This is a genomic window from Ottowia sp. (assembly GCF_035325765.1).
Classification (GTDB): domain Bacteria; phylum Pseudomonadota; class Gammaproteobacteria; order Burkholderiales; family Burkholderiaceae_C; genus Ottowia.
The window spans coordinates 18422-32407 of sequence record NZ_DAOKZG010000033.1 but is presented as its reverse complement, the minus strand read 5'-3'; the positions used below and the strand labels follow the sequence as shown (position 1 = coordinate 32407).

The 13986-nt window shown below is 70.1% G+C and carries 13 protein-coding genes; 9 read left to right on the top strand and 4 right to left on the bottom strand.

From position 1 onward, the window contains the following. The 4 genes from PKA16_RS11185 to PKA16_RS11170 form a co-directional block, all read right to left on the bottom strand. A partial coding sequence (locus PKA16_RS11185; RefSeq protein ID WP_324403293.1) for an S-(hydroxymethyl)glutathione dehydrogenase/class III alcohol dehydrogenase occupies positions 1-989 on the bottom strand: 989 nt, incomplete at its 3' end. Between the two features lie 102 nt (positions 990-1091). After that, positions 1092-1673: a hemerythrin domain-containing protein gene (locus tag PKA16_RS11180; RefSeq protein ID WP_324403291.1), complete on the bottom strand. Its 582-nt coding sequence runs from the start codon at positions 1671-1673 to the stop codon at positions 1092-1094. A 169-nt stretch (positions 1674-1842) separates the two neighbouring features. Next, positions 1843-3819, bottom strand: coding sequence for a multicopper oxidase domain-containing protein (locus tag PKA16_RS11175; protein ID WP_324403289.1), 1977 nt, complete (start codon positions 3817-3819; stop codon positions 1843-1845). 272 nt (positions 3820-4091) lie between these two features. Beyond that, a complete protein-coding gene (locus tag PKA16_RS11170; protein WP_324403288.1) occupies positions 4092-6365 on the bottom strand; it encodes a heavy metal translocating P-type ATPase in 2274 nt (757 codons plus the stop codon). A 105-nt stretch (positions 6366-6470) separates the two neighbouring features. Here PKA16_RS11170 and PKA16_RS11165 point away from each other — a divergent pair, with 105 nt between their 5' ends. From PKA16_RS11165 to minD, 9 genes are all read left to right on the top strand, one after another. Beyond that, entirely contained in the window at positions 6471-7430 is a 960-nt protein-coding gene (locus PKA16_RS11165; RefSeq protein WP_324403286.1) for a DUF2157 domain-containing protein, read from the top strand. Beyond that, the gene (locus PKA16_RS11160; protein ID WP_324403284.1) at positions 7427-9082 is read left to right on the top strand and encodes a GDYXXLXY domain-containing protein; all 1656 of its coding nucleotides are present in this window, start codon (positions 7427-7429) and stop codon (positions 9080-9082) included. The genes PKA16_RS11165 and PKA16_RS11160 overlap by 4 nt, the downstream gene beginning before the upstream one ends. A gap of 81 nt (positions 9083-9163) precedes the next feature. Then, positions 9164-9364, top strand: coding sequence for a heavy-metal-associated domain-containing protein (locus PKA16_RS11155; protein WP_324403282.1), 201 nt, complete (start codon positions 9164-9166; stop codon positions 9362-9364). Further along, positions 9361-9792: a Cu(I)-responsive transcriptional regulator gene (gene cueR / locus PKA16_RS11150; RefSeq protein ID WP_324403280.1), complete on the top strand. Its 432-nt coding sequence runs from the start codon at positions 9361-9363 to the stop codon at positions 9790-9792. Before PKA16_RS11155 ends, cueR begins: the two co-directional genes overlap by 4 nt. Before the next feature lie 341 nt (positions 9793-10133). Then, a complete protein-coding gene (locus PKA16_RS11145; RefSeq protein ID WP_324403278.1) occupies positions 10134-10655 on the top strand; it encodes a Spy/CpxP family protein refolding chaperone in 522 nt (173 codons plus the stop codon). Between the two features lie 264 nt (positions 10656-10919). Continuing rightward, the gene (locus tag PKA16_RS11140) at positions 10920-11714 is read left to right on the top strand and encodes a DUF2189 domain-containing protein (protein ID WP_324403295.1); all 795 of its coding nucleotides are present in this window, start codon (positions 10920-10922) and stop codon (positions 11712-11714) included. Then, complete coding sequence (locus tag PKA16_RS11135) at positions 11714-11923, top strand: DUF2788 domain-containing protein (protein WP_324403277.1); 210 nt, start codon at positions 11714-11716, stop codon at positions 11921-11923. The genes PKA16_RS11140 and PKA16_RS11135 overlap by 1 nt, the downstream gene beginning before the upstream one ends. A 370-nt stretch (positions 11924-12293) precedes the next feature. Beyond that, the gene (gene minC, locus PKA16_RS11130; protein ID WP_324403275.1) at positions 12294-13025 is read left to right on the top strand and encodes a septum site-determining protein MinC; all 732 of its coding nucleotides are present in this window, start codon (positions 12294-12296) and stop codon (positions 13023-13025) included. A gap of 143 nt (positions 13026-13168) precedes the next feature. Further along, positions 13169-13984: a septum site-determining protein MinD gene (minD, locus tag PKA16_RS11125; RefSeq protein WP_324403273.1), complete on the top strand. Its 816-nt coding sequence runs from the start codon at positions 13169-13171 to the stop codon at positions 13982-13984. Positions 13985-13986 lie beyond the last annotated feature (2 nt).

The following is a 13986-nucleotide window of genomic DNA, read 5'->3' as shown; positions in this document are numbered from 1 at the left end:
GCGTCCTCGACCATGCCGGGCAGCTCGCTGCGCCCCTTGACGCCGCCAAAAGCCGTGCCCATCCACTTGCGTCCGGTGACGAGCTGGAACGGCCGCGTGCTGATCTCCTGGCCGGCGCCGGCGACGCCGATGATCACGCTCTGGCCCCAGCCGCGGTGCGCGCACTCCAGCGCGGCGCGCATCACCTGCACGTTGCCGATGCACTCGAAGGAATGGTCCACGCCCCAGCCGGTCATCTCGACGATCACGTCCTGGATCGGTTTGTCGTGGTCCCTGGGATTCACGCAGTCGGTGGCGCCGAAGGTGCGCGCCAGCTCGAACTTGGCCGGGTTCGTGTCGATGGCAATGATGCGCCCGGCCTGCGCCAGCTGCGCACCGTGAATCACCGCCAGGCCGATGCCGCCGAGGCCGAACACCGCCACGCTGTCGCCCGGCTGCACCCTGGCGGTGTTCTTGACCGCGCCCAGGCCCGTGGTCACGCCACAGCCGAGCAGGCAGACCTGCTCCGGATTCGCCTGCGGGTTCACCTTGGCCAGAGAGACCTCGGCCACCACCGTGTATTCGCTGAAGGTGCTGCAGCCCATGTAGTGGTAGACCGGCTGGCCGTTGCAGGAGAAGCGCGTCGTGCCGTCCGGCATCAGGCCCTTGCCCTGGGTCGCGCGCACGGCCACGCACAGATTCGTCTTGCCGCTCTTGCAGAACAGGCATTCGCCGCACTCGGCGGTGTAGAGCGGGATCACGTGGTCGCCGGGCTTGACGCTGGTCACGCCTGCGCCCACCTCGACCACGATGCCCGCGCCCTCGTGCCCGAGCACGGCCGGGAACACGCCCTCGGGGTCGTCGCCGGAGAGCGTGAAGGCATCGGTGTGGCAGACCCCGGTGTGGGTGATGCGAATCAGCACCTCGCCCTGTTTCGGCGGGGCGACGTCGATCTCGACGATTTCAAGCGGCTGGCCCGGCGCGAAGGCGACGGCGGCGCGGGACTTCATGGGGCTTCTCCAGGCAGCGACGAACCCTGGAGAGTCTAGCCCTCATCCGGCAGCGCAGGCCACCGGCGCCACGATACCCGCGCGGGGCACCGGCGCTGCCGCTCAGCCCAGCCCGATCGGCGCCGGCGCCGCGCGCACGATGCGCGAAAACAGCTCGTCGTAAGCCTTGTCGGGCGACTGCTGCTTGGTCATGGTTTCGCGGTTGGCCTCGAACGCCTCGTCCAGCGCCTTCCAGTCCTCGGGCGTCAGGTACTTGACGGCCGCCGGCAGGATCTCCTCTTCCTCCATGCGCATGTGCGAGAGGTAGAGGTCGACGTAGCGCTTGAAGGTCTGGGTGAAGGCCTCGCGCCGCGGCTCGCCCATCATCTCCCAGGCAACCAGCAGGTGCAGCAGGTCGCGTACCGCCTTTTCCGTGTACTCGTGGTCGTGATCCAGGCGCGTGATGGAGGCGATCGTGTCGGGCGCGGCGGCGGCCACGCGCGGGAACAGCAGCTCGGTTTCCTTGGGGTGGTGCAGGCGCTCGGGGAATTCCTCGATGTAGAACAGCATCGCGCGCAGCACGTCGAAGAAGCCCTTGGGGTCGTCCTGCGGCCCGCGTTCGACCAGCATGCGCGTGGACTTGAGCATCGCCGCCAGAGTCGAATGCTCGTCGCGGATGATCTTCAGGCTGCTCGGGGTCGTCATCTCCATGCTCCTAGTGTTCTGCACGCAGTCTAGTCTCGGCCTTGCCGGATGAAACTGACCTGGATCAAGTTGAACCGATGCTCGGCCGGCTCGTCCGCGACCGGCTGCAAGTCCCCGCCGGCGATGCGGATTCCAGCAGCGCGCGCCAGCCGGAACGGGCACGGGCCGCTCAGCGCTGCGCCTTGACCTGGTCGGCGGTCACCAGCTTGGCCTGGTTGCCCCAGCTCGTGCGCTCGTGGTTGGCGATGTCGGCGACGTCGGCATCGCTCAGCGCGCCGCCGAACGGCGGCATCGGGCTGGGATAGCTGACGCCGTCGATGACTTCGCCGCTCACGCCGTGCAGGATCGAGCGGATGTGCTTGGTCGGATCGCCGTCCAGCACCGCCGGGTTCTTCACCAGCGGCGGGAAGGCGCCCGACAGGCCGGCGCCATTGGCCTGGTGGCAGGCCGCGCAGGTGCTGGTGTAGAGCTGCGCGCCGCGCTCCGGGTCGAACTTGTAGGGGCCGGCCGGCGCGGCGGCCACCACCGGTGCGGGCGCGGCTGCCCCCGCGGCCTTGCTGATGTTCGGCTTGCCGTGCTCGACACCCGGCTCCCGGATGTCCAGCACGCCCGCCGCGCCCTTGTCCAGGTGCGCGAACGAGTGGTCGACGAACACGTAGTGCCCCGGGTCCGGGATCACCAGGTCGAACACGATGCCCTCGCCCGGGCCGACGCTGTAGGTCGACACGCCATTCAGGGCATGTGCCGGATTGCCGTCCGGGTAGACCTTGTCGAAGATCGCGCCGATCACGTGGAAGGCGCTCCACAGGCTGGGGCCGGCGTTCACCATGTACAGGCGCACGCGCTCGTTCGGCCGCGCCGTCAGCGGATGATCCTGGTACTGGAAGGCAATGCCGTTGAAGGCCACGATGTCGGGCTGGATGCGCTGCATCTTGCCGAAGTCGGGGCCCATCAGGGTGCCGGCGATCTGCTGCGTGTACCACTCGCCCTGCACCAGCACGTATTCCTTGTCGGCCTTGGGCCGCGGGTCGTCGGCCGGGTCGACGATGATGGCACCGTACATGCCGTTGGCCATGTGCAGCAGCACCGGCGGCGTGCCGCAGTGGTAGACGAACACCCCTGGCACCCTGGCGACGAATTCGAACTCGATCTGCTCGCCCGGCATGATGTCGGCAAAGCTCAGGTTCGGCGGCGTGAAGGCCGAGTGGAAGTCGATCGAGTGGTGCACCGTGGCCTTGTTGGTCAGCACGACCTTGACGGTCTGGCCCTGCTTGACGCGGATGGTCTTGCCCGGCACCGTGTCGAAGTAGGGCCAGGCCTGGTAGGTCACGCCGCTGGCGATCTCCACCGCCTTGTCGGTGACGTCGATATTCAGCGTCACCTTGTCGCCGTCCTGCAGCGGTGGCAGAGTGGCGTCGTAGGGGTGCTTGACCGGCTCCTTGGACGCCAGTTGCAGCGGTGAAACCGCGGCCGCCGCGGCGGCCGGCGTCGGCGCCTGCACGTTCAGGCTGCTGTGCAGGCCGGCCACCAGGAAGAACACCACGGCGGCGACGCCGATCAGCACCCCGGTCTGCGCCCACCAGGCGACGCGTGGCGCGTCCGACAGGCGCCGCTCGCGCCACTCGGCGATCCAGCTCCAGGCCGGCCACTTGAGTTCGATGAAATAGTCCAGGCTGTAGGGGCTGGTGCCGGCGCGGTGGTTGATCGCCATCAGTACGGCGAAGATCAGCACGTACAGCAGGCCGACGCCGGTGTTGGAGGCGCCGATGGTGTAGGGTCCCCCAAAGCCGCCCGCCGTGCTCCAGATCAGCAGGCTGTAGAGCGCGCCCAGCATGTACACCGTGCGTCGCGCGAAGCCGAACAGCAGCGCCAGCGCCAGCGCCGTCGTGGCCAGCCGCGTCAGCCACAGGAACAGCGTCGGGTGCGGCTCGACGACCGCGATCCAGGCATTGAACCACCAGGCCGACCAGGCCGGCTGGCCTTCGGCCGCGTTGCGCAGCCAGCCGGCGTAGTTGGCGGCAAAGCTGGGCATCCAGGTGAAGGCCGCGTTGACGACCCAGATGACGCCGAAGGCCACGCGCAGCGCGGCGGTCGACAACGCCGGCCAGGCGTTGTGGGAGGACTGGGGTTCTTGCTGCTCTGCCACGGCAATGCGCTCCTGCTGGGTCACGGCCGTGGGCGCTCTCGTGTCGCCCGCCACCGCCTCGGGCGGCACGGTTTGCACCACCTCTCGGGCAGCCAGTCTACGCTTCGCGCTGCCTCCCTGACCAGCAGCAACCCCAGGAAATGGCGGGGTTCATGCGAACCCCTGGTCGCTTGACAAACGGCGGACGAGCAGGGCAGCGTGGCCAGGCCGTCATTCGTCATGCCGGCGCCAGCCCGCGTCCTTGGGCATGCTCCCGGATGCGAAGCGCGGGGTCAGTCCGGCCGCCAGCGCTTGAGCAGCAGGGCATTGCTCATCACGCTGACCGAGGACAGCGCCATGGCGGCGCCCGCCAGCACCGGGTTGAGATAGCCCATGGCCGCCAGCGGAATGCCCAGGCTGTTGTAGATGAAGGCCCAGAACAGGTTCTGGCGGATCTTGGCCACGGTGCGGTGCGAAACCTGCAGCGCCGCCGGCACCAGCCCGACTTCGCCGCGCATGAGGGTAATGCCGGCCGCGTGCATGGCGACGTCGGTGCCGCTGCCCATGGCGATGCCGACGTCGGCCGCCGCGAGCGCCGGGGCGTCGTTCACGCCATCCCCCACCATGGCCACAAGCTGTGCGCCACCACGTGCTGCCGCTGCGCGTGCTGCTCCGCCCCGGGCCGGGGAAGGACCCCCCGCCTTCAACTGCGCCACCGCCTGCGCCTTGTCCCCCGGCAGCACCTCGGCCAGCACTTCGCCGCCTTCCACGTCGAGGCCGAGGCGCCGCGCCATGGCCTCGGCCGCGCCGCGGTTGTCGCCCGAGATCATGACGGTGCGCACGCCGGCCGCGTGCAGGCGCTCGATGGCCTCGCGCGCGCCCGGCTTGGGCTCGTCGCCAAAGGCCAGCAACGCGAGCGCGCGCGGCACGGCGTGCGCTCCACCGGCCTGCACGGCCAGCATGGAGGTCGTCGCACCGGCTGCCTGCTGGGCCTCGGCGGCTTCGGCGAACGCACTCAGGTCGGCGCCCAGTTCACGCATCCAGCGCGCGCTGCCGATCAGGATGCGCTCGCCCTGGACGCGGCCCTCGGTGCCGTGGCCGGGCACGGCGCGCACGTCGGCGGCCGGTTCGATCGCCAGGCCCTGTTCGCGCGCCGCATTCAACACCGCGCGCGCCAGCGGGTGTTCGCTGCCGCTCTGCACCGCCGCCGCCGTCTGCAGCGCCGCCGCTTCGTCCACGCCCGGCGCCGGCATCAGGGCCAGCAGGCGCGGCTGGCCCACGGTCAAGGTGCCGGTCTTGTCGAAGGCCACGGTGCCGACGCGGTGCGCAATCTCCAGCGCCGCCGCGTCCTTGATCAGGATACCGTGCCTGGCCGCCACGCCGGTGCCGGCCATGATGGCCGTGGGCGTGGCCAGCCCGAGCGCGCACGGGCAGGCGATCACCAGCACGGCGACGGCACGGATGACGGCGGTCTCCAGCCCCACGCCGGCCAGCCACCAGCCGACGAAGGTGAGCAGGCCGATGCCGACCACGGTCGGCACGAACACCGCGCTGACCTGGTCCACCAGGCGCTGCACCGGCGCTTTCGCCGCCTGCGCATCCTCGACCAGGCGGATGATGTGGGCCAGCACGCTTTCGGCGCCGGCGGCGGTGACCTGCAACAGCACGCGGCCGTCTCCGTTGATCGAACCGCCCGTCAGCATGGCGTCGACGCCCTTGGCCACCGGTAGCGGCTCGCCCGTGAGCATGGATTCGTCGACCTGGGTCTCGCCCTCCAGCACGCGGCCGTCGGCCGGCACGCGCTCGCCCGGACGCACGACCAGCTTGTCGCCGGCGCGCAGCTCGTCCACCGGGATGTCCTTCTCGCTGCCGTCCCAGTCGATCAGGTGCGCCTGCTCGGGCCGCAGCGCGTGCAGCGCGCGAATCGCCGCCGTGGTCTGGTGCTTGGCGCGCGATTCCAGCCACTTGCCCAGCAGCACCAGGGTCACCACCACCGCCGCGCTCTCGAAATACAGGTGCGGCTCGTGGCCCTCGGCCGCGGTCAGCCACAGCCACATCGACATCGCCCAGGCCGCCGTCGTGCCCAGCGCCACCAGCAGGTCCATGTTGCCGCTGCCCGCCTTGAGCGCGCCCCAGGCGGCACGGTAGAAGCGCGCGCCAAGCCAGAACTGCACCGGGGTTGCGAGCAGGAACTGCAGCCAGGCTGGCGGCATCCAGTGGATGCCGAAGGGCATCAGCAGCATCGGCAGCACCAGCGGCGCGCACAGCGCCAGGCCGATGCCCACCGGCGCAAAGCCGGCCCAGGGCGAGGCGTCGACGGCGTCGATCGCGGCCGCAGCAGCGCGCGGCTCGTAGCCGGCGTCGCGCACGGCGCGGCGCAGCAGCGGCGCCAGCTCGGCTTCGGTGCCGGCCAGTTGCACGCGCGCGGATTCGGTCGCCAAGTTGACGGTGGCATCCTGCACGCCGGGCACCTTCTTCAGCGCCTTTTCGACGCGCGCCACGCACGAGGCGCAGGTCATGCCGCCAACGCCGAGGTCCAGGGTGGAAGTCGCAGTTGCAGTGCTCATGCCGCAAGTTTCGTGCTTCCCATGATGGGAATGTCAAGGCCTCCGACCCGATTTCTGGCGCGGCCGCGTTTACAGTAGGTCCCGTCTTCCGCCCACCCCAAGCGCATGCATGCCCTGATCCACCACCTGGTCCAGCGCCACCGCCTGGACCGCCAGCAGGCGGTGCGCCTCTGGCAACTGGCACCCTGGCAGGCACCGCCAGCGAACCTGCGGGTCCGGCTCGAGCGCGGGCTGACGGCCGTGGCCGCGCTGCTGCTGGGCGCCGCGCTCATCTTCTGGGTCGCCGCCAACTGGGCCGGGCAGTCGCGCGGCTTCAAGATCCATCTGCTGCAGGCGGCCGTGCTCCTGCCCGGGCTGCTGGCGCTGCTGCACGCGCGCTGGCGCAGTGCCTGGCTGCTACTGGCCACGCTGGCCCTGGGCGGCCTGCTGGCCCTGGTCGGACAGAGCTACCAGACCGGCGCCGACCCCTGGCAGCTGTTCGCCACCTGGGCGCTGCTGGCCCTGCCCTGGATGCTGGCGGCACGGCGTGACGGCCTGTGGACGGCCTGGATCCTCATCGCCGGCCTGGCCCTGGCCCTGTGGACCGGGTTCGAGCCGGCGTGGGGCGTCTTCGGCGCGGGCACTCGGCATGCCGCGCTCGGCGCGCTGCTGGGCCTGCTGCTGTTCCTGCTGCCACTGGCCCTGCCGCGCCTGCACCTGGCCGATGCGACACGCGCAACCATGGCCTGGCGCGTCGCGGCCCTGGTGGCGCTGGGGCACTGGGTCCTGCAAGGCCTGCTGCAACTGTCCAACACTGGCAGCGGAGCGCTGTACGGCCTCAACCTCGCGCTGGCCGTGCTGGCGGCCTGGCTGGCATGGCGCCTGCGGCCACGTGACCTGCTGGTGCTGGCGCTGGCCCTGCTGGCCTTGCAGGCCCTGGTCTTCCTGGGCGTGGCCCGACTGCTGTTGCAAGGCGAAGGCGGCTATCTGGGCAAGGCCCTGATCCTGACCGTGGTGGCGGCCATCAGCGTCGGCGCCAGCGGCACCTGGCTGGTGCGGCTGCAGCGCGAGGAGGGCCGGGCATGAACGATTCTGGCGCCGAGCTGATCGAGGCCGCCCAGGCCGAAGGCCTGCTGCCGTCCGGCGCGCGCGACGACGCGCTGCCGGCGGGCCAGACCTCCTGGATCATCACGGCTTCCAGCTTCATCGGAGCACAGCTCGTCGTGCTGCCCTTCATCGTCTTCCTGGTGCTGCTGCTGGAGCGCTGGCTGCACGACCGATCGGGCCTGCTCATCGTCGGCGCGGTCCTGCTGCTGGTCGCGGTCATCCTGCTGCGCCAGCCGCGCGCCCTGTTCGTGCAGCAGCTCGGCTTCGGCCTGCTGCTGGCGGGACTGGCGTTCGTCCAGATGGGCTGGGAGCTTCAGCTCGACAACCTCATGCTGCTCGGCCTGCTGGGTCTGGCGCTGGCGGCCGGCCTGGCGATCCGCGTCGACTGGGTACAGCGCGCGCTGGGCTTCATCGCCGCCAGCATCGCGCTGCTGCTGGCGCTCTGGCCGCCGACCCATGGCACCGAGCGTTCCTGGTTCGCATTGCTGGATCACACCGGCCAGGGCCTCGGCTTTCCGAGCGTGGCCAATCTGGCCCTGCTCGCCATGGCCTGGGTCCTTTGGTGCCTGCGCGAGCCGGCCTGGTCGCGCTGGCGCCTGTCGGCACGCCTTGCCGCCCTGGCCGACGGTGTCGGCGCGGCGGTCCTGCTGGGCACGGCCTGGGCCGTCGCGGCGCCCGACACGCTGCTGTATTCCGGCGGCAGCCGCCTCTTCCTGGAGCATGAATGGAGCCTCGCCGGCGTGCTGCTCGCGGCTTTCGGTCTGGCCTGGCTGGCACGCCACTGGCGCCTGCCAGCCAGCCTGGCGCATCCGGCCAGCCGGCTGCTGGCCCTGGCCGCGCTGGGTCTGCTGCTGGCCACCTGGGTGGTGCCACGCGTCGGCATCGTGGTGCTGGTGGGTGCCGTCGCCGCCGGCACGGGCCGCCGCCGCATGCTCTGGCTGGCACTGGCCGTGCTGCTGGCGCTGCTGGCCGGCTTCTACCATGCGCTGGACTGGCCGTTGCTGCACAAGGCCGCCCTGCTGGCCGGCATCGGCGCCGGGCTGGCCGTGGCGCTGGCCTTCCTGCGTGCCCGCACGCCCGGCTCGTCCGGATCGGCCGCCCCGCGCCGGTCGCTGGCGGGCGGCTGGGCTCCGGGGCTGATCGCGGGCGGCCTGCTGCTCGCGCTCGGGATCGTGCAGTGGGACGTGCAGGGCAAGGAGCAGGTGCTCGCGCACGGCCAGCGCGTCTATGTCGCGCTGGCGCCGGTCGATCCGCGCTCCATCCTGCAGGGCGACTACATGGCCCTGAATTTCCGCCTGTCACCGGAAATCCAGGAGCAGCTCGAAGCGCGTCGCCGCGCCGGCCAGTCCGGCCCCTGGCAGGTGCTGGCCCGGCTCGACGCCCAGGGTATCGCGACAGCGGAGCGGCTGGCCAGGGCGGGCGAATCCGCGGGCCCGGACCAGGTCCTGCTGCCACTGCGTCGCCTCAAGCACGGTTGGACCCTGGTGACCGATGCCTACCATTTCCCGGAAGGCCAGGAGCCACGCTTCCGCGCGGCACGCTACGGCGAGTTTCGCGTGCTGCCGGGTGGGCGGGCATTGCTGGCCGGACTGGCCGACGCCGAACTGCACCCGATCGAGCCCCAGCCCTGAATGCCCGCTGGCGCCCCGCTTGACATTCCCATCGTGGGAGACTTCATGATGGCGCCATCTTCCATTCACCGGAGTACAGCCATGAACCAGAGCTTCACCGTCACCGGCATGACCTGCGGCCATTGCGAGGCCAGCATCAAGCGCGCCCTGCTGCAGCTCGACCCGCAGGCCCAGGTGCAGATCGACCGCAGCCAGAACCGGGTCGAGGTCAGCGGCAGCAGCCAGCCGCGCGAGGCCCTGGCCGCCGCCATCCGCGAGGAAGGCTACGCCGTGGCGGCATGAAGACCGCCGTCGCGAGCGGGCCGGTCAACATCGGCCAGGCCGCACGCGCCTCCGGCGTGTCGGCCAAGATGGTGCGCCATTACGAGGCCCTGGGCCTGCTCGGCGCGGTGGCGCGCAGCGACAGCGGCTACCGCCAGTACACCGCCGCCGACGTGCACACGCTGCGCTTCATCAAGCGGGCGCGTGAGCTGGGCTTCTCGATGGCCGAGATCGCCGAGCTGGTCAGCCTGTGGCACGATCGCGCACGCGCCAGCGCCGACGTCAAGCGCATCGCCCAGCAGCACCTGGGCGAACTGGAAGAGCGCATCGCCGCGCTGATGGACATGCAGCGCACGCTGCGCAACCTGCTGCACCACTGCCACGGCGACGCGCGCCCCGAGTGTCCGATCCTGGACGACCTGGCCGCCGGCACCGGCCAACGATCCTGAATCCGCGCCCGCCCACATAAGCCCTCGATCCGGTCATTGGTTGAGTGCGTTGCTGCCGCGGGCAGGCACAAGGCGCGCTCATCCAGTGGATGACTCCGTTCCGCCTGTTCGGCGCCACCCCTGGGGTGGCCAGGGCGAAGATTCGTGCGAAAACGGGGATGACCGAACGCGATCAACCCGCCGCTCACGGTTTACTTTGCGCCTCTTTACAAACCGACATGGTGGCGCCAAGCACGCGACACATGGGGAGCGCACACTGCCTCTCAAGCCGAGTCCCAGGTCCGATCCCGAACCTGGCCCGACTCGCTTCGATCGATTGCCACCCTTGAAAGGAGATTGACATGAAACAGCATCGCCGACGCTTCTGCATCGCCGCCATGCTTGCCTCCGCCGGCGCAGTGGGCGCCGCCACGCTGGCCCAGGCCGCGCCGCTGGAGGCCGGCCGCCCGGCCAACTGGGGCCGCCACCAGCACCAGATGGACTCGACCCAGATGCAGCAACGCATGGCCGAGCGCCATGCCCAGCGCATGAACGAGCTGAAGGGCCAGTTGCAGCTGAGCGAAGCCCAGGAAAACGCCTGGAACCAGTTTGCCAGCGCCATGCAGCCGCCCACGGCCGAGCAGCGCCGGCGCTTCGATCGCGCCGAGCTCGACAAGCTCACCACGCCCGAACGCATCGACCGCATGCAGCAACGCGCCGAGGAGCGCCAGGCGCGCATGAAGCAGCGCGGCGAGGCGATCAAGAACTTCTACGGCCAGCTCACGCCGGAGCAGCAGAAGACCTTCGACGCGCAGTCCATGCGCCACGCCCGGGGCGGCATGCATCGCGGCCCTGGCCCGCGCGGCGGGTGGGGTCGTTCCTGAATGCCGGTATGCCGCGACATGCAGGGCCCGATGAGGATTTCACGGACCTGCTGCCGCGGCCCCGGCGCTCTTCGCGCCGCCGGTCGCCGTCCACATCGACCGGCGCCATCGACGGCTGGATGAGGCTGCACGCCGCCTGCGCCGGGCCATGTCCGGCACCCCCTGGTCCCAACTCGCTTATGCTGCGGCCCTGTGCCGCACGCAACCCACCCCCTGCCTCCGCTGCCGCCGCGCCCGCCGCGCGGCGCACTGCCGTTGCCGCCGATCCGGCGCGTGGCGCCCAGCGCCCCGCTGCACTGGCTGGCGCTCGGCTGGCGTGACCTCTGGCGCTGCGGTCCCTGGAGCCTGCTGCAAGGCCTGCTGCTGGCGTTCCTGGGCGCGGTGCTGGTGCTGGCACTGGGCGACCGTTTCTGGCTGCTGGCAGGCGCCTTTTCCGGCTTCCTGATCGTCGCGCCGGTGCTGGCCACCGGCCTGTATGCGCTGTCGCGCGCGCTGGAACGCGATGAGGCGGTGGGCTGGCCGACCATCGCGCGCACCTGGACGCGCTGGCAGCATTCGCGCTTTGCGGCGCATGGCGGCTACTGGGCGCTGGTGCGCTTCGGCTTGCTGCTGGCCTTCGCCGCCACCGGCTGGGTGCTGACCTCGGCCGCCCTGGTGACGGCCCTGGCGCCGGCGCCGGTGCAGGCGCCGATGGACTTCCTGCGTCATGTGGTGCTGCAGCCGGACGCCGGTCTGTTCGAGCTCTGGCTGCTGCTGGGCGCGCTGCTGGCGGCACCGCTGTTTGCCTCCAGCGTCGTCGCCATGCCGCTGCTGCTGGACCGCCGCGTCGACGTGTTGCAGGCGGTACTGACGAGCTGGCAGGCGGTGCTGGTCAACCCCTTGCCGCTGGCCCTGTGGGCGACCCTGCTGATGGCCCTCACCCTGCTGGGCCTGGCCCCGCTGCTGGCGGGGCTGGTGCTCACCCTGCCCTGGCTCGGCCACGCCAGCTGGCATGCCTACCGGGAGCTGGTCGACGCGAGCGGCCTGCCCGAACGCCTGCCCCCCGAGGGGAACGCGTGATGTTCGGCTTCAGCGAGGAGCAGATCGCCTGGTTCGGCCTGACCTTCGGGGTCGGCGCGTTCATGCTCTACATGCTGTTCATCATCGCCCAGCTTGCCTGGGAATCCAAGGCCGGCAAGTTCGGCACCTTCGTGCTGTTCCTGGCGCTGGCCTTCGGCATGCTGGGCTTCATCGCCAAGGGCGTGATCCAGTGGATCATCGATCGTTGAGCGCCGCGCGCACAAGCCTGTGGACAATTCCAGCACAGATGGCCGCTTGTCCACAGGCGCGTCATCGCGTGCCATCTTGTCCCCACCGCACGCCTTGGCCAAGGCACCGCTGTCCCCAGCCGATACCGTGCCGCAAGTGCCTGTCAAGAGCCGGCTTTTTCCGCTTGTCCACAAAACGGTCGACCTTCTACTACGACTACTACCTGTTTCACAGGAAATTCAAGAACAGAAAGACAGCGGGGGAACGCCTGCCATCTGGTTACATTGAGGCTGGCCGGAGACCGCTTGCCACGCAAGCGGCTGGTAAGATCGGCGCGCCCGTTTTCTGGCCGCTTGATTTCCGGGCTGGCCGCTCCTGCATCCCCCTTCCATGTCCGTTGCCGTCGCCGGCCGCAGCCCCGCTACCTTCGAGATCAAGAGCGCCAACTTGTCCGCGCTGGCGCTGCGCCTGAAATCGGCGGAACTGGACCTGCTGGCTGACGAACTGCAGGCGCACTACGGCGAACTGCCCGACTTCTTCGCCAACGAACTGCTGGTGATCGATCTGGCCACGCTGGCGCCCGATCAGGCCGGGCAGGCGATCGATTTCGCGCAACTGGTGGCGCTGCTGCGCGGCTATCGGCTGCACCCGATTGGCGTGCGCGGGGGCAGTGCCGAGCAGATGGCCGCAGCGGCTGCGGCGGGACTGCCGGACGCGCCGGACCTGCGCATCCAGGGCGGCAGCCAGGCAGTGGCCGTGCCCGAAGCGCCGTTGCCGGGTGCGCTGGTGGTCGAGCGGCCGCTGCGCTCGGGCCAGCAGGTCTATGCGCGCGGACGCGACCTGGTGCTGCTGGCAATGGTGAATGCCGGCGCCGAGGTCATTGCCGACGGCCACATCCATGTCTACGCGCCGCTGCGCGGGCGCGCCATTGCCGGCGCGCGCGGCTGGGACGAGGCGCGCATCTTCGCGCGTGCGATGCAGCCTGAACTGGTGTCGATCGCCGGGGTCTACCGCACCAGCGAGGAGCCGTTGCCCGAATCGGTGTGGAGCCACGCGGCCTGGGTGTCGCTCGCGAGCGGCGAGGACGGCGACAAGCTGGTGTTTCAGGCCATCACGGATTGACATGACGCACCTCCGGCAGCACTGCATTTCGTCTTCCACGCAACCACGCAGGGGCTGCTCCAGCCCCGCGCGGCATGGACGGGCATGGCGGCCTTGCTGCCCTGATTTCAACAACTTCCCTGTACGAACCTGGGTGCTCTGACATGGCAAGAATCGTCGTCGTGACTTCCGGCAAGGGTGGCGTGGGCAAGACCACCACCAGTGCCGCCTTTGCCGCCGGCCTGGCGCTGGCCGGCCACAAGACCGTGGTGATCGACTTCGACGTCGGCCTGCGCAACCTCGACCTGATCATGGGCTGCGAGCGGCGCGTGGTGTACGACCTGATCAACGTGATCCAGGGCGAGGCCAACCTGACGCAGGCGCTGATCAAGGACAAGCAGTGCGAGAACCTGTTCATCCTCGCGGCCAGCCAGACGCGCGACAAGGACGCGCTGACCGAGGAAGGCGTCAAGCAGGTGCTCGACGGCCTGGCCGACATGGATTTCGAATACATCGTCTGCGATTCGCCCGCCGGCATCGAGTCGGGGGCCCTGCTGGCCATGCGCTGGGCCGATGAGGCGATCGTCGTGACCAACCCCGAGGTCTCGAGCGTGCGTGACTCGGACCGCATCCTGGGCATGCTCGCCAGCAAGACCCAGCGCGCCATCGACGGCAAGGAGCCGGTGAAGGAACACCTGCTGATCACGCGCTACAACCCGAACCGCGTGGCCGACGGCCAGATGCTCAGCCTCGACGACATCCAGGACATCCTGCGCATCAAGCTGATCGGCGTGATCCCGGAGAGCGAGGCGGTGCTGCAGGCCTCCAACCAGGGCGTGCCCGCGGTGCACCTGAAGGGCACCGACGTGGCCGGGGCCTACCAGGACGTGGTCGACCGCTTTCTCGGTGCCGAGAAACCCATGCGCTACGTCGAGGCCGAGAAGCCCGGTTTCTTCAAGCGCCTGTTCGGGGGACGCTGAAG